Here is a 14,956-nt window from a genome sequence, read left to right as displayed (position 1 = left end):
TCTGGCAACCTTCCTTGGCTGCCTAGCGAATCGACAAAAGGTGTTAGCAAACAGCTTTTGAAAAAGTGATATTGCGGATCTTATAGCGTGTTTGTGAGCCTAAGATAAAGCTTTTTAGGTAGTCACTGACGGGAAACACGCAATGTACGTCTAGACCTTCAAGGAAGTTATGGTCTGCCATATCCCAGAAGCTTTGTAGCGAATTACAAATTACGGTTTTCATATAATATAGTTTGCTCTTCAATAAAGTTATTTTCCCCTTGCTATCTAACGTTGCACTGGCGTTGACTGGGCTTTTTTACCTTTGTCTAACTGCGCTCATTGATAGATTGGGGTCTCATTGATGCAATCCATGCTCTTCCTAAGTTAAGCCCTTAGGTAGAAGTCCAGCTCAATCCAATTAAGTGATCTATGTCACGAGTGGCGAGATTTTACACAGCTCGCCACCGTATGAAAAGTGATTAATTAATGAGCATATTAAAACGAAGTAAAATACTAACTACTCAATCAATAGCAGATGTAAATACTGCATCTGCGATCAATTGACTATGTATATGCAATTAAAGTTTGAGGATTAGAATTTTGGAGCGGCGCTGATAGTTGTAAAGTTGACGTTTTGACATAGGCAGTGCATCGACACCGTACTCAATGAACCCCTGTTCTCTGAACCAGTGCAAGCTGTGGGTGGTTAATACAAATAACTTATTTATATTCATCAGTTTAGCTTGTTGTTTCATATGGCGAAGCAGTAAAGCACCACGGTCACCATCGCGGTATTCGGTGTGAATAGCCACACACGCCATCTCTGCCATATCCTCTTCCGGGTAAGGGTAAAGAGCCGCGCAACCAATGATCAAACCATCTTTTTCAATGATGGTGAATTTGTGAACCTCTTGCTCTAATTGCTCACGTGAACGACGCACCAATATGCCTTGTTCTTCCAGTGGGCGAATCAGATCAAAAATACCGCCGATATCATCGATCTGTGCCTGGCGAAGCTGCTCGGTACTCGCTTTTACAATTTGCGTACCGATACCATCAAAAGAAAACAGTTCTTGGATTAACGCTCCGTCTTCTTTGTAACTGACCAGATGGCTACGAGGAACACCTGCTCGGCAAGCAGCCACGGCTGCTTTTAAGAAACGCAGTGCGCCCGATCTTTCCTCGCCGTTGGAATCGTCTCCAGCTTCCATTTTTTCAATCAGGTTATTCACTTCAGCAGGGTACAGTTCTGCAATTGAATTACCTTCGCTGTCCATGATGCCTTGTTCAGAACAGAAGCCGATCAGCTTTTCAGCTTTTAATCTTATCGCAACTTGTGTCGCAACTTCTTCTGAGAGCAAGTTAAAACATTCGCCAGTGACTGAACTAGCAATTGGGCCTAGCAGGACAATAGATCCTTGGTCGAGCATACGGTTAATGCCATCGATATCAATTCGACGAATTTTCCCGCTGTGGCAATAATCGACACCATCATCTATACCTAGTGGTTGAGAGATCACAAAATTTCCGCTGACCACATTGAGCTGAGTACCGGCCATTGGCGTGTTGTTTAAGCTCATAGAAAGACGGGCTGTAATCGCGTGTTGAAGTTGACCAGCTGCTTGCATAACCAAGCCTAAAGCTTCTTCATCAGTGATTCGAATGCCTTTGTGATACGGAGTGGTGTGATTATTTGTCTCTAAAATCTGATTTATCTGTGGGCGCGCGCCGTGAACAAGCACTACTTTGACACCAAGACTATGTAGCAGTGCTAGATCACTAATAATATTCGCGAAATTTTTATCGGCAATCGCTTCACCGCCCACCATAACAACCATGGTTTTTCCACGGTGAGCGTTAACATAGGGAGCTGACTGTCTAAAGCCTTTAACAAGAGCGGTACTACGAATTTTCACTGATGGCACTCTTTATGTTTATGGTTGTTTAAATATGTCTGAATAATGACTTTTTATTCACCCGTGAGCAAGCGGTTTTTAGTAGGTTAACGCGACTATTTTTTGTAACGCTGTATTGGCAGTGTTGATTTAAATAAGTTCTAAGTAAGAGATACGATGCCTAAAGCAGCAAAATTAAATCGAGACCAAATGTTTAATAATTCACAAGCAGACGCTGCCGCGAATGGTAGTGGTGTGAAAAACAGAAAACGGTTGGAACTCTTCCTAATCTTACTCTTGGTTTTGGGAAGTATTGTAGCGGCAATTCTTTACGGAAATGTGATTGATCGAATAAAAAGCACCCTTGCGCCGAAACAAGAGATTTACGGAGTCTGGGTGGAGCAAGATGTGGCTTATTACTCAACTCGTAGGCTGGAAATTGGTCCTGACGGTATTACGATGGAAGGGCGTGTTTATACCACGCGGTATGATTTCGACGGACATTATTTAACCTTCAAGGTGGCGGGGCAGGAATACAAGTTTCAAATGACGAACCCTGAGAATACGGAAATGAAGCAAGTAACCAGCGCTCATTACAAACCCATTTTCCGAATGTCAGGAAAAAACTAATTTAACAATTTCGCAATTGCGCTTCGGTAGTTAGTTTGTCATCCTTTCGGTCGAATTCAATATGGGATGCCTTCAGTGAACAAACGCCTTCTTTCTCTTGCCAGCTTGGCGCTTCTGTTTGGTTGTGCTCAACCGACCGACCGAGCGCAACAATACTTAGACGAACCTTTTGCCAGAACACTGAATAAAGTGGATGTGGTGGAATCCAATAAACCGCGCGACTTTACTGAATTTGCCAAGCAAAGTGAGCAAGTGGTTGTTAACTCTCCTTCTATGGCTAAAACCTTTGGCCCTCTCTATGAAAAGCTCAACGAGTGGGTAATAGAAAGTGGCGATACCACTCAGCTCTCTCAGTTTGGTATCCAGTCTGCTCAGTTAGGCGGCGGTGATAGTAAAGGTAATGTGTTGTTCACAGGGTATTTTTCTCCGGTGATAGAGCTGCGTCATACTCCAGACGAAACATTTAAGTATCCTGTTCACAGCATGCCTAAGTGTGAGATTGAGTGTCCGACACGAGCGCAAATTTACGATGGCGCACTTGATGGACAAGGGCTTGAGCTAGGATATGCGGCAAACCGAATTGATCCTTTTATTATGGAAGTGCAGGGCAGTGGCTTTGTGCACTTTGGTGACGATGACACTTTAGAATACTTCGCTTATGCAGGTAAAAATAACAAGGCTTACATCAGCATTGGCAAAGTGCTGATTGAGCGAGGATTGGTTGAACGGGAAAAGATGTCGCTTAAAGCCATCAATGAGTGGGCGCACTCGAATGATGAAGCAACAGTGAAAGAGCTTCTGGAACAGAACCCTTCTTATGTCTTTTTCCAACCAAGAGCGGCTGCACCTGTAACGGGGACGGCAGGTATTCCTTTATTACCAATGGCTTCGGTAGCGGGCGATCGCACTCTGTTTCCGATGGGAACACCTATTTTGGCGGAAGTGCCTTTGTTGAATGCAGATGGCACTTGGTCTGGCGCTCACCAATTACGTTTGCTGATTGTGTTAGACACAGGTGGCGCGGTAAAACAGAACCATCTCGACCTTTATCATGGTATGGGACCGAGAGCGGGTACTGAAGCAGGGCACTACAAACACTTTGGCCGTGTTTGGAAGTTAGGTCTTGAGAACTCGCCACTGCAGGCGCCTTGGGCATTACCACCCGAAAAATTGGAATAACTTTTCAGCCAGCAACTTATCGTCTGCCCTGCAACGCCAATAAGTTTGGCGGAGTTTGGATGTGATGGTCTGGACATTTATATTAAGAGTGCGTATAAATCGCACTCTTTCTTTTTGAACCCTCTTTAATTTGGATTGTTGTCATGCGTGAACTCGATACTCCAGCCTCAGATAGCTTTAACCAACGATTCGGCGGTACTCGTCGACTGTATGGCAATAGCGAAGTCGATATCCTGCGTGCAGCGCACGTATGTGTTATTGGTATTGGCGGTGTGGGTTCATGGGCTGTTGAAGCGTTGGCAAGAACAGGTATTGGTGAACTGACGCTGATTGATATGGATGATGTTTGTGTGACCAACATTAACCGTCAAATTCATGCTATGTCTGGTACTGTTGGTCAGAGCAAAATTGAAGTGATGGCAGAACGGGTTAAGCTAATTAACCCTGAGTGCAAAGTTAATTTGATTGATGATTTCATCACGCCTGACAACCAGCATGAGTATCTGACCAAAGATTATGACTATGTGTTGGATGCGATTGACAGTGTGAAGGCAAAAGCCTCTTTGCTTGCTTATTGTCGTAGCAACAAGATCAAAGTCATTACGATTGGCGGCGCGGGTGGTCAAACCGACCCTACACAAATCAAAGTGGCTGATCTGACCAAAACCATTCAAGATCCTTTGGCGAAGAAGATTAAAGATCGTCTGCGTCAGCACCATAATTTCCCGACCAATCCGGCGCGTAAGTTTGGTATCGACTGTGTTTTCTCGACAGAACATCTCAAGTATCCACAAGCGGATGGTTCAGTATGTGCGACCAAATCGACCGCAGAAGGTCCTAAACGTATGGATTGTGCGTCTGGTTTTGGTGCTGCTACCGTCGTTACCGCAACATTCGGCTTTGTAGCCGTTGCGCGTATCGTAGAAAAAATCATTCAGAAACACAGTAAGTAGCTTACGTAAAAGTAACTGAAGTAACACCGGAGCTTATTATGCAGACTTTTCCCACCACTCCATTTGGTAGCAAAATCACCAGCGAAGATATAGTGCAGACCATGCAACAGTTTAACGGCTGGGAAGACCGCTACCGTCAGGTGATTCAGTGGGGCAAAAAGCTACCTGTGATGCCAGAAGAACTGAAAAGTGAACAAGTAACGGTTTCGGGATGTGAAAGCTTAGTCTGGTTGGTTAGCCAGCAAGAAGAGGGTATCTGGCATTTCTGCGCTGATTCCGATGCTCGTATCGTACGTGGACTGATTGCCCTAGTGATGGCTGCTTTTGAAGGCAAAACGTCACAACAGATCCAAGATTTCGATGTGGATGGATACTTCGAACAGCTCGGGCTCATCACGCATTTGAGTCCTTCCAGAGGGAATGGGTTGAAGGCTATCATCGATAAAGTAAAAGAGATCGCTGTTTAGGTTTCATTTATTGATAGCCACTGTCGTGGCTATGTGACTTTTTTCTACAGGCAAAAAAGTCACCAAAAAGCCCGTTTGCCGATATTCCTCTCTTTCATCCAATTTCCACTCTGTTTCGAGCTACCGTGTTGAAGGCCACATCCTGTGTCCGTCAACACTTTGCCAGACGTCCTGTCTGGCAATAGCTGAACATAGTTCCAATTGAATGGAGGAATAAGGCAAAGAAACAGCTAAAAGCGGCGGACTTACAGTATGTCTACAGCTTTTTCGATAGCTGCAATTAAGCGTTCGACATCCTCATCCGTATTGTAGATACCAAACGAAATTCTCACGGTTCCTTTTACACCAAACGCTTCCATCAAAGGATGGGCGCAATGATGTCCTGCGCGAACCGCAATACCTTGTTGGTCAAGCAAAGTCGCTAAGTCCTGATGATGAACACCATCCATAACAATACTTAAGACGCTGGCGTTACTTTGGTAGCCCAATACACGAATGTCATCAATCGCACTTAACGCCTGATAAGTTTTGTGTTGGAGCTGATGAATATGATCTTCGATGGCATTTCTATCAAAGCTCTCATACCAGTCAATTGCACAGCTCAAAGCAATCGCTCCGGCTACGTTTGGAGTACCCGCTTCAAATTTGCCAGGTAAGCCTGAGAAAGTGGTGCCAGAGAATGATACTTTCTCGACCATTTTTCCACCACCGTGCCAAGGTGGCATCGCCTCTAGCAGAGCTAATTTTCCGTAAAGAACTCCAATACCCGCTGGAGCATAAAGTTTGTGACCAGAGAATACGTAGAAATCCGCGTCTAATGCAGAGACGTCCACTTTTTCATGCACTATGCCTTGAGCGCCATCGACAACGACAACCGCCCCTTTATCGTGAGACGCTTGAATCACTTCCTCAATCGGTTGACGGCAGCCAGTCACATTAGTGATATGAGCTAATGCGACGATTTTGGTGTTAGTGGTCAGCAACTGATGAAACGCCGCCAAATCGAATTCGCCATCTTGCGTCATTGGTACTTTTACAATCGTCGCACCTGTTTGTTGGGCGACGATTTGCCAAGGCACGATGTTCGCGTGATGTTCCATCTCACTAATCAGTATTTCATCACCGACCTTGAGCGTATTTCTTGCGTAGGTTTGAGCGATGAGATTCAGCGCTTCAGTCGCGCCGCGAGTCCAGATAATACTCTTACTGCTCTTCGCCCCAATAAATTGAGCGACATTATCTCTTGCTGCTTCAAATTGGCTGGTGGCGTGCGCAGTTAAGCTGTGACTACCACGATGCACATTGGCATTCTGCGCGCTGTAGTAATGAGTAATCGCATCAATGACGACTTGAGGTTTCTGAGTGGTTGCTGCGCTATCGAGATACACCAAGGGTTCATTATTGACGTTCTGAGACAGGGCTGGAAATTGCGCACGAATGCCGTTGATATCCAGCATTTATGCCTCACCGTATTTTTCATAGTTCAGCTGTGGCACTGGAACCATTGGAAGAGCAATTTCACGAGCTAACGCTTTGCCAGAAAGCAGGGCAATAATTTCAATAGAAAACTCTAACGCTGAACCTGGACCTTGGCTGGTGAGAAGGTTGTTGTTCACATCGTAAGTGACGCGACGGTTGCGCCATAAATCTTCAGGAATATGGTCTTTAAAATTCGGGTGGCCTGTCATTAACGCACTAGGGAAAAGATCATGATGAATTAGAACGACTGCCGGCGCAGCGCAGATAGCAGCAACTAGGCGTCCGTCGTATTTTTGTTGCTTGATGATTTCAACCAAAACGGTGCTGTCGCGGAAGTTCTCGGAGCCTTGCACGCCGCCCGGTAGAACAACAGCGTCGAACTCTTCATCTGCGATATCAACCAACTTACAATCGGCTGTTAAAGTCACGCCACGAGACGCCTTCATGGTGAGTTTGCCTTCAAAATCGGCACTCGCAACCACGACCTGATAGCCAGCACGTACCAGAATATCAATGATGGTTACCGCTTCCATTTCCTCCGTACCCGGAGCGATAGGAACAAGTATGCGTTTAGTCATGATGTTTTCCGTTTTTTTCTAATAATTGGATTTGCTTGTACAACTCACTATTGGCTGGCACTTCTATGCCATGTTGTTGAGCTTTACGTACAAGGTAGCCTGTAATGAAGTCTATCTCGGTTTGACGACGATAGAAAATATCTTGATGCATTGATGATTTATTCGCTGCTGTGGCGCGAATGACATTGTCAATGTTGGTTGTCAGTTGGTTCCTGTCGACGGGAATCTCTTCTGCTTGCATCACAGACACTAACTCGTCAATGACAGCGTCCAGTGTCGGTCGAAATCTGTCTTCTTCTAGTGCACCATTCAGACATTGGTGAATGGCTGTCAGGGGATTGATTGCGCAGTTGATGGCTAATTTATTCCACAGAGCAAACTGTATGTTCGGGTTCCACGATACTGTCGGTAAAGCGTGGTTCAACACATCAACCAGAAAGGTACACTGGCTGCCCTTTTCGTTGAAAGCGCCAAGCTGAGTTTGGCCAATTCCCGTGTGTTTTACATGATGAGCGTCGACTTTAAGTGCGCCGTGGGTCGTGGTGGCGATGACAACCGGATATTCGAATATCAGCTCTACGATGTTATCTACAGCACCCATACCATTGTGTATAAAAAGCAAAATGGCATCTTTGTTCACATGGGGTAGGAGTGGAGTTATGGCGGTTTCAACCTGCCATGCTTTTACTGTGATCAGTAAAAGATCCGCATTGATAAGAGTCTGTGGTTGGTTATAGCTAAATAGAATTTCAGGGGAATCATCCGCCGCCAACATCCATTGTTGGTTTTGTTTAGTGCCCCACAAGGAAACCTTGTGTCCAGCCTGATGCAGCTTGTACGCCCATAGGCTGCCAATTGCACCCGGACCAACAATGACGATATTCATATTTCCCTAAACCACCGCTAGATAATCTCTGCGGCTAAGGATAATGAGCAGGACTGGGAAAGCAATAAAAAAGGCGCCAATCGGCGCCTTTCGAGCAATTTAGACTTCAAATATTAGAATTTGTAAGTTGCTGAGATGTAGTGACCAAAGCCAGTTGTTTTACCAGCCCAACCGCCGTCTTTTAGGCCGTAGACATCTTTGTAGCCTTTAAGACCGTAACCTAGAGCGAAGCGGTCTGAGTGCCAGTAGATACCGTTGAACATAGCACCACCATTTGTCGTGTTAAGTTCTTTAATATCGTCATTCATACCAAATTGGTAATCAATGTAACCTTGGTAAGAAATAAATGAACCGTTTTCAAAGAAGAAGAAAGGCTTAAACCAGTTCACAGAGATTTGGTAACCGTTCCAGTCTTTCTTGTTAGAGTCGTAAGTACCGTACAGGTTCAAGCCCATTTTACCGAACCAAGGAACCATAACATCAGAACCTAGACCAACTTTCTGAGAGTTTGTCGTCTCACCTTCTAGACAAACACTTTTATCGTCGTTGCAGTTTGTCGCACCGCCACCGCCCCATTCCATTAGCGTTGCTAGGTATAGCTCTTGAACTGGACCAAAAGATAGGTCTGTTCCTGTTACTGCGTCTAGAGACATACGAGGCGCGAACTTCATAAAGATTTTATCAGCGCCGTCTTTGTCGCTACCTGGGTTACTTGTAAGGTTGAAAACATCAACATAACCGTAAAGATCGAAGATTCCTGAACGACCACCAAACTCCATTTCTAAGTAGTCATGACCTGTATCAGAAGAGCGAGGTAATTCGTTAAAAGCACCCATTAAGTTGAACTGTAGGAACTTGTAATCGTTTTTGTGGATGTCGCCATCTGAGTAATCAGCAGCCATAACTGGAGCAGAAGTTGCTGCTAATAGGCCAAGAGTAAGAAGTGATTTACGCATAAGGGTAACTCTCTATGTTTTGTATCAATTCAGGAGCGGCTTGATTACCGCCTGTCCAATTTGGGTGCATAATAGCGATTTAAATCTCAATTGAAAGTGAGAAAAGTTGCAAAAGTGGATAAACATTGTGAGTTAGATCTAATTAATTTAAATAAAAAATGAACTAAATTTGTATTTCATTTTGTTGCATTTTTAATGTGATTTTTATCACTTAAATTTTTCAATTGTTGTTTTTGAAGCAGATCGATTAACCAACATGTTTTGTTAATAAAGCTTGAAAGATGATGTGTTGCTAAATATTCAGTTGGTTTATGGTTGGTATTAAACTTGTTTTGTAAGCCTTGTTTTATATGAGTGTTGGCGTTTTTCGTTTGTCTTTTTGACCGAGTTTATTAAGCATTTTTTGTGATCAATCTAGGAAGGAAATGAAAGAGTTTCTTTGTTCATTTAAAATTAATTTTCGCAAGTTATTTTTATTAAATTTGTTGGTTTAATCTTTTTATACAGTGGCTTATGTCAAAGTTCGAAATGAACTCATTGCGTGCTATCAGATTAATAAAACGCTATTTCAGTGTATGATGTTGGCACTGGTTATCAATGAAGGAATACCATGGCGGAGCCGATAGATAAGAAAACCTTTCTTACCATCTTTACCACAGTCTTTTTGCCGATGTTTTTGGCGGCTATCGATCAAACACTGCTAGCAACAGCAACACCCGTTATGGTCAGAGATCTGGGTAATATTCAGCTTTCATCTTGGATTGCAATTGGTTATATGCTTGCGGGTGCGGCTTCCGTACCTGTGTATGGTTGGCTTGGTGATCAGTATGGTCGTAAAAAGATGCTGATGATTGCGCTCTGCATTTTTGCCGTTGGTTCTGTTGTTTGCGCGTTAGCAGTGAGTATGCACGGTTTAGTGTTTGGCCGAATTGTTCAGGGGCTAGGGAGTGGCGGCTTAATGAGCCTGTCTCAAGCTTTGATTAGTGAATATGTTCCGCCCAGACAAAGAGCAAAGTTCCAAGGTTATTTTGCCTCTTTGTTTGCTTTATCCAGTATCTGTGGCCCCGTGCTTGGCGGCGTTGTGGTGACCTATTTAACTTGGCATTGGTTGTTTTGGTTTAACTTACCCCTAATTGGATTTGCACTGTATCGTTTAGCAAAACTGGAGCAAGTCAGCCGTAAAGCCGAGAAAAAGCCAATAGATTTCTTTGGATTAATACTATTTCCAAGCATGATGACTGCAATTATTTATTGGTTGTCTGCTGGTGGGCATTACTTTTCGTGGAGTTCCTCAACCAGCATAACGTTGTTGGCCACTTTCGCTGTCTTGCTAGTTGTGTTTGTCGTGCAGCAGAAAAGGGTTTCTCACTCGTTTCTTCCTTTGCGGCTATTAGTGCAAAAAGAAATCTATATTCCACTGACTTCCACCTTCTTATTTGCAGCGTGCTTGTTTTCATTAGTGTTCTTCTTACCAATTTATCTTCAGGTGGGCCTTAACACTTCGGCTGCGACTGCTGGACTACTGTTGATGCCGTTGTCTGCGGGAATGATTAGTGGTTCTTATATTACAGGTAAGGTTATCGCCAAAACGGCTATCCCTAAATGGATGCCGGTGATGGGCATGTCGTTAAGCTGTCTGGCATTTTTCTCATTGGCGATGTTTGATTTCGGGCCTTATGTTGTGAGTTTATTTGGTTGCTTATGTGGATTGGGATTCGGAACGGTTATGCCGTCGACTCAACTGCAAATTCAGACCATTGCTGGAAAAGAAAATTTAGGCCGAATCACATCAATGGGATCGCTAAGCCGTTCTGTCGGTGCTTCTGTAGGGACAGCGGTGTTTGGTACATTAATTTACTCACTGATTCCGAATTTCAGTGCAGAAGGCTCACTCAGTGAGTTACTCAATACACCGCAGCCTGTGATTTCTAATGCTTTCCAGACGGGTTTTTTGCTCGCAGGGACTCTTGCTCTTATCTGCGCGGTGAATGCCGCAAGAGCACCGCGCATTCATTTAGATGACTACGAATAACTCAGTGAGTAAACAAGAGGGAACCTTAGGTTCCCTCTTGTTTTTACTTCACTATTTTTTCTTCTACCAGTTCTTCTTTGTGATCTCTTGCTTTATTTAACAGGTCAGTAAAGTAATGACGCAGCGTATACAGCATGATCAAACTTGGAATAACCATCAAAGCGGTCAGAATAAAGAACAGCGACCAGTCATTTAAGTAGTCTGCCAGCTCGCCACTGAAGGAGGCCAGTGTAGTGCGGCCGAAGTTGCCTAATGAGGCTAGCAAAGCATATTGAGTTGCAGAGAAGGCTTGCCCCGTCATCACTGTTAAGAAGGAGACGAAGGCGACTGTAGAAAATGCCGTGGTGAAGTTATCGACAATAATAGTGGCAAGGAAAAGATGTTCATTTGGACCAACCTGAGCAATCCAAGAGAACATTAAGTTACTTGCTGACATGGCGATACCACCAATCATCAACCCGCGGACAATACCAAAGCGCACGTTTACCATGCTGCCAAGCAGGGTAAACAGCATAGTAATACCCCAGCCAATCAGTTTGGAGTAGTAACCAATCTGCTCGTTGCTGAAGCCGATTTCTTTGTAAAACGCGATAGACATTCGGCCGAGGAACGCTTCACCAATCTTAAATAGGAAAACGAACAACAGCAGTGTGATAGCTACCGAAGTGCCGTTGCGGCGGAAGAAATCAATGAATGGTTCCAGTACTGTTACACTCAACCAGGCCAATATCTTTGAATTGACCACTTTGTTGTGTCGTTGCTCAGCCTGTTTCTGTAGCGCTTCACGGTTGGTGTTAGGTTCGCCAACCAGCAGGGTAAATAGAATCAACACGCCCACGATTGCAGCCATACCGTAGTACACACCATTCCAGCCCATTGAATCAGCATTGATAAATGCCAGATAGCCGGGAACCGAATAGCCTGTCCACCAACCAATCACTGCCATAGCAGAAGCTTGTGGCAGTTTACTGGATTCCGATTTCGGAAAAGTATCGATACGAAACGCATCAACGGCAATATCCTGAGTTGCAGAAGCAATCGCAATACCTAGGGCGAGCATGGATGTCAGCATCAGGTTTGTCGCTGGGTTTACGCCAGCAATAAACAGAGTACAAATTAAAATCAGAACCTGACAAAGGAGTATCCAGCTTCGACGCTGCCCAAGCAGAGAGTGCAGAACTGGTAAGCGGACTCGGTCAACCGCGGGTGCCCATAGAAAGTTAATCGCGTAAACCGCAAACACACTACCGAAATAGCCAATGGCACTTCGAGTCAGTCCTGCATCTTTTAACCAGCCAGACATGTTTGAGCCAATCAACACCCAAGGGAAACCGCTGGAGCATCCGAGCATCAATACCCAAAGCAGACGTTTATCGAAGTAGCTACGGATAGTCTCAATCCAAGTGAGAGATTGATTTTCTTGTTGCATGGACCTTTCCTTGTCGGAAAAAGAGCTCCGAATAAATCGGAGCTTTAGGTGTTATTTAATCAGAGTGGCGTTGGTGATGATGATAGGTGTTACAGGAACATCCTTCATGTAGCCAATTGATCGAGTAGGTTGTTGAGCCATCTTTTGAACGACTTCAAAACCTTTAGTGACTTGACCAAACACAGCGTAGCCCGGTGGGCGTTGACCGTAGTTCAGAAAATCGTTATCAACGAGGTTGATATAGAACTGACGCGTGGCTGAATTTGGGTCGTTGGTACGAGCCATAGCAATTGTCGCGGTGTCATTGCGTAAACCGTTGCTCGCTTCATTTTGAATTGGCGCATAGGTGCTGACTTGCTTCATATCGGTATCAAAACCGCCACCTTGTGCCATAAAGCCTGGGATTATGCGGTGGAAGATAGTACCGACATAACTGCCGTCTTCAACGTAGCGAAGGAAGTTGGCAACACTGATTGGTGCCTGTTCTTCGTTTAGTTCAATGGTGAAAGTGCCTAAAGTAGTTTCAACTTCAACTTGAGGCCCTGCCCAAACATAGCTGCTCGCAGTGATAGCGAGCGCTGCCAAAGAGCCTTTCACCATGGATAGGGGTTTAACCATTGAAACGCTCCTTCATGTAGTTTTGCAGTTCTGTGTCCGCAGCGATTTCTTTTAGGACGAGATTCACAACATCGTTCAGAACTTGTTCAATATCTTCATTTGAAGCGCTTAGAGCACCTGTGCGTTTTGCTGTACCTGTATAGCTCTTCACTAATTTACCTTTTGGTGTTTCTGCGGTCAGTTGTAGCAGAACTTTACCGTTCATCTCATTTTCCATGATGGTATGAGTCACAGTCACCAAGGCTTCTTGGATTTCAAGCGTCAGCATGTTTTCGCTGTTAACTGTGATAGTGAAGCCTTGAGAATCAAATTGGCTTGAAAGTGCATTCTCCAAAGCGATACGAACGTTTTGGCGTGCATGAACAGGTTCGATGTTGTTGCGGCCGCTATCGACTAAAGCAACATATTGCGCAGAGCGAACGTCTTTACTAACCAAAGTGAACTTGCTGTTTGTCACAATATCACTGTTACTTAAAACAGCTGTAGGGTTTAAGCTTATCTGCTGTTGTTGAGGTGCAGAGCAAGCGGCCAATAAAGCAATAGAAGCTGCGAGAACCAGTTTTTTCATGGTCAATTCCTTTCGTTTGTTTTGGCATGTCAGGAACATGCTTAAGGTCACCAGACCCTAATACTTAGTAGCTTGTAAGATAACAAATTTATTGTTGCTAGCGACAGTCTTTACTTGTGTGTGACCGAAAAGGCGAGCAAGTTTTATATCGTATCCGAGGTGGCGATTGCCGATAACCAATAATTTGCCCCCTTTTTTAAGAACTTGCTTTGAATCACAGAACATCTGCCATGCGATATGGTCTGTGATCGCTTGTTGTTGGTGGAAAGGGGGATTGCATACGATAAACGAAGCGCTCTCAGTTTCAAAATCATCTAAGCAATTGTTCGCGGTACAGGTTATCTCGGGTTGCGTGAGCAAATTGTTATTCAGGTTACGTCTGGCTGCTTCCACCGCCATAAAGCTCTCGTCAACACAGGTAATCGAGGCATTAGGATTTAACCGCGCCAGTTTTATCGATAGCACGCCATTTCCACAGCCTAGGTCGATAAAGTCTGTGAGATCTTCACTCGGCAAATGTTCAAGCAGCAAGCGCGCGCCTTGGTCAAGGCTCTCTCCAGAATACACGTTGGGAAGATTCACTAAACTCATTTGCTCGTTTTCGACTTCCCATCGAACTTCTTCATCCACATTTGGTACTGGTGTGCAATTGGCAAAAGAAAACACTAAACGGTGTTTTTTCCATGCCAGAGATGTCTTAGTGTCACCCAAATACTTCTCAAACAACTGCAGTGTTGAAGAATGAATTTCTTTTGCTTTGTTGACTGAAATAATGGGGCACTTTTCGTCTAGGGATTGACGAAGTTTACTCAGAACCCATACCAAATGACGGTTATTTCGAGGGATTTGCATCAACACCAGATCGATGTCGTTAGGTATCTCATCCATGGTGTTGAGAAGTGTCACGTCATTGCAAGAGTTACGTTTTAAGTTTTCCAGTGTTGCTTTGTGAGCAATGAACGAATCACTCATCATGAACACTTGGTGTTGCGCTGAAAACCAGCAACTGAGTGCGCCGAATGAATCGTTTAAAATCAAAATGCGTTTTGATGAGGTTAGCGCTAGCTCTTCAATATGCGAAATCAGATACTCATCACCCGCATCCCAAGCTTGCAGAAGCTCATTGTTACGAATCGGGAAGCGATGAAGTGTTAGCGTGCGTTCAAATAGCGAAAGCTCAGTTTTCATATTCGGTTTAATTGATAGTTTTAAAGACACTATTATTGTCTCAGATGCTCGATGATCAAGAAACATAAACCTTTCGCTGGCAATTTGTTGGTCGAACCTATGGTTTGTGTTTGTCA

15 protein-coding genes are annotated in these 14,956 nt (G+C 44.3%); 5 read left to right on the top strand and 10 right to left on the bottom strand.

The window, feature by feature from the left end:
* Positions 1-43 precede the first annotated feature (43 nt).
* Together AAGA51_RS12175 and argA are read right to left on the bottom strand one after the other, a co-directional pair.
* Positions 44-223 (bottom strand): hypothetical protein, encoded by a 180-nt coding sequence (locus tag AAGA51_RS12175; protein WP_081878637.1) that lies wholly within the window; start codon positions 221-223, stop codon positions 44-46.
* A gap of 337 nt (positions 224-560) precedes the next feature.
* Positions 561-1,898 carry an amino-acid N-acetyltransferase gene (gene argA / locus AAGA51_RS12170; RefSeq protein ID WP_042480258.1) on the bottom strand — a complete coding sequence of 446 codons (1,338 nt, stop codon included), beginning with the start codon at positions 1,896-1,898 and terminating at the stop codon, positions 561-563.
* A 156-nt stretch (positions 1,899-2,054) separates the two neighbouring features.
* On the opposite strand from argA, the gene AAGA51_RS12165 reads away from it, so the two are divergent.
* The 4 genes from AAGA51_RS12165 (at position 2,055) to csdE (ending at position 5,106) form a co-directional block, all read left to right on the top strand.
* A complete protein-coding gene (locus AAGA51_RS12165; protein ID WP_042480252.1) occupies positions 2,055-2,507 on the top strand; it encodes a DUF2850 domain-containing protein in 453 nt (150 codons plus the stop codon).
* 75 nt (positions 2,508-2,582) lie between these two features.
* The gene (gene mltA / locus AAGA51_RS12160; RefSeq protein ID WP_042480250.1) at positions 2,583-3,686 is read left to right on the top strand and encodes a murein transglycosylase A; all 1,104 of its coding nucleotides are present in this window, start codon (positions 2,583-2,585) and stop codon (positions 3,684-3,686) included.
* 143 nt (positions 3,687-3,829) lie between these two features.
* A complete protein-coding gene (tcdA, locus tag AAGA51_RS12155) occupies positions 3,830-4,639 on the top strand; it encodes a tRNA cyclic N6-threonylcarbamoyladenosine(37) synthase TcdA (RefSeq protein ID WP_042480247.1) in 810 nt (269 codons plus the stop codon).
* 38 nt (positions 4,640-4,677) lie between these two features.
* Positions 4,678-5,106, top strand: coding sequence for a cysteine desulfurase sulfur acceptor subunit CsdE (gene csdE, locus AAGA51_RS12150; RefSeq protein WP_042480245.1), 429 nt, complete (start codon positions 4,678-4,680; stop codon positions 5,104-5,106).
* Between the two features lie 245 nt (positions 5,107-5,351).
* Here csdE and csdA read toward each other — a convergent pair whose 3' ends face one another.
* From csdA to AAGA51_RS12130, 4 genes are all read right to left on the bottom strand, one after another.
* Positions 5,352-6,563, bottom strand: a complete 1,212-nt coding sequence (csdA, locus tag AAGA51_RS12145) for a cysteine desulfurase CsdA (RefSeq protein WP_042480242.1) — start codon at positions 6,561-6,563, stop codon at positions 5,352-5,354.
* On the bottom strand, positions 6,564-7,163 hold the full coding sequence (locus AAGA51_RS12140) for a DJ-1 family glyoxalase III (RefSeq protein WP_042480239.1): 600 nt from the start codon (positions 7,161-7,163) through the stop codon (positions 6,564-6,566). It lies immediately after the preceding gene.
* Positions 7,156-8,049: a 2-dehydropantoate 2-reductase gene (gene panE / locus AAGA51_RS12135; RefSeq protein WP_042480236.1), complete on the bottom strand. Its 894-nt coding sequence runs from the start codon at positions 8,047-8,049 to the stop codon at positions 7,156-7,158. Before panE ends, AAGA51_RS12140 begins: the two co-directional genes overlap by 8 nt.
* 113 nt (positions 8,050-8,162) lie before the next feature.
* Complete coding sequence (locus AAGA51_RS12130; RefSeq protein ID WP_042480233.1) at positions 8,163-9,005, bottom strand: outer membrane protein OmpK; 843 nt, start codon at positions 9,003-9,005, stop codon at positions 8,163-8,165.
* A 610-nt stretch (positions 9,006-9,615) separates the two neighbouring features.
* Between AAGA51_RS12130 and AAGA51_RS12125 the strand changes: the two genes are divergently transcribed.
* Positions 9,616-11,037 (top strand): MDR family MFS transporter, encoded by a 1,422-nt coding sequence (locus tag AAGA51_RS12125; RefSeq protein ID WP_042480230.1) that lies wholly within the window; start codon positions 9,616-9,618, stop codon positions 11,035-11,037.
* A 43-nt stretch (positions 11,038-11,080) separates the two neighbouring features.
* On the opposite strand, the gene AAGA51_RS12120 is transcribed toward AAGA51_RS12125, so the two are convergent.
* The 4 genes from AAGA51_RS12120 to AAGA51_RS12105 are packed head-to-tail and all read right to left on the bottom strand — an operon-like array spanning position 11,081 to position 14,840.
* Positions 11,081-12,466: an AmpG family muropeptide MFS transporter gene (locus AAGA51_RS12120; RefSeq protein ID WP_042480228.1), complete on the bottom strand. Its 1,386-nt coding sequence runs from the start codon at positions 12,464-12,466 to the stop codon at positions 11,081-11,083.
* Positions 12,467-12,517: 51 nt separating this feature from the next.
* Entirely contained in the window at positions 12,518-13,066 is a 549-nt protein-coding gene (locus AAGA51_RS12115) for a peptidylprolyl isomerase (protein ID WP_081878640.1), read from the bottom strand.
* Between the two features lie 10 nt (positions 13,067-13,076).
* On the bottom strand, positions 13,077-13,652 hold the full coding sequence (locus AAGA51_RS12110) for a YajG family lipoprotein (protein ID WP_042480223.1): 576 nt from the start codon (positions 13,650-13,652) through the stop codon (positions 13,077-13,079).
* 57 nt (positions 13,653-13,709) lie between these two features.
* Positions 13,710-14,840 carry a methyltransferase gene (locus tag AAGA51_RS12105; protein ID WP_042480770.1) on the bottom strand — a complete coding sequence of 377 codons (1,131 nt, stop codon included), beginning with the start codon at positions 14,838-14,840 and terminating at the stop codon, positions 13,710-13,712.
* Between the last annotated feature and the right edge of the window lie 116 nt (positions 14,841-14,956).

Origin of the sequence: Vibrio diazotrophicus (genome assembly GCF_038452265.1) — a bacterium.
Classification (GTDB): Bacteria; Pseudomonadota; Gammaproteobacteria; order Enterobacterales; family Vibrionaceae; genus Vibrio; species Vibrio diazotrophicus.
The sequence above is the reverse complement of the archived record's forward strand: the minus strand, read 5'-3'. Positions and strand labels throughout refer to the sequence as shown.

Excerpts from the sequence above, each read along its gene's own strand:
- AAGA51_RS12140 (WP_042480239.1), bottom strand. The coding sequence starts at position 7,163 with ATGACTAAACGCATACTTGTTCCTATCGCTCCGGGTACGGAGGAAATG.
- AAGA51_RS12125 (WP_042480230.1), top strand. The coding sequence starts at position 9,616 with ATGGCGGAGCCGATAGATAAGAAAACCTTTCTTACCATCTTTACCACA.
- tcdA (WP_042480247.1), top strand. The coding sequence starts at position 3,830 with ATGCGTGAACTCGATACTCCAGCCTCAGATAGCTTTAACCAACGATTC.
- csdA (WP_042480242.1), bottom strand. The coding sequence starts at position 6,563 with ATGCTGGATATCAACGGCATTCGTGCGCAATTTCCAGCCCTGTCTCAG.
- AAGA51_RS12165 (WP_042480252.1), top strand. The coding sequence starts at position 2,055 with ATGCCTAAAGCAGCAAAATTAAATCGAGACCAAATGTTTAATAATTCA.
- AAGA51_RS12110 (WP_042480223.1), bottom strand. The coding sequence starts at position 13,652 with ATGAAAAAACTGGTTCTCGCAGCTTCTATTGCTTTATTGGCCGCTTGC.
- AAGA51_RS12115 (WP_081878640.1), bottom strand. The coding sequence starts at position 13,066 with ATGGTGAAAGGCTCTTTGGCAGCGCTCGCTATCACTGCGAGCAGCTAT.
- csdE (WP_042480245.1), top strand. The coding sequence starts at position 4,678 with ATGCAGACTTTTCCCACCACTCCATTTGGTAGCAAAATCACCAGCGAA.
- AAGA51_RS12105 (WP_042480770.1), bottom strand. The coding sequence starts at position 14,840 with ATGAAAACTGAGCTTTCGCTATTTGAACGCACGCTAACACTTCATCGC.
- AAGA51_RS12130 (WP_042480233.1), bottom strand. The coding sequence starts at position 9,005 with ATGCGTAAATCACTTCTTACTCTTGGCCTATTAGCAGCAACTTCTGCT.
- AAGA51_RS12175 (WP_081878637.1), bottom strand. The coding sequence starts at position 223 with ATGAAAACCGTAATTTGTAATTCGCTACAAAGCTTCTGGGATATGGCA.
- AAGA51_RS12120 (WP_042480228.1), bottom strand. The coding sequence starts at position 12,466 with ATGCAACAAGAAAATCAATCTCTCACTTGGATTGAGACTATCCGTAGC.
- panE (WP_042480236.1), bottom strand. The coding sequence starts at position 8,049 with ATGAATATCGTCATTGTTGGTCCGGGTGCAATTGGCAGCCTATGGGCG.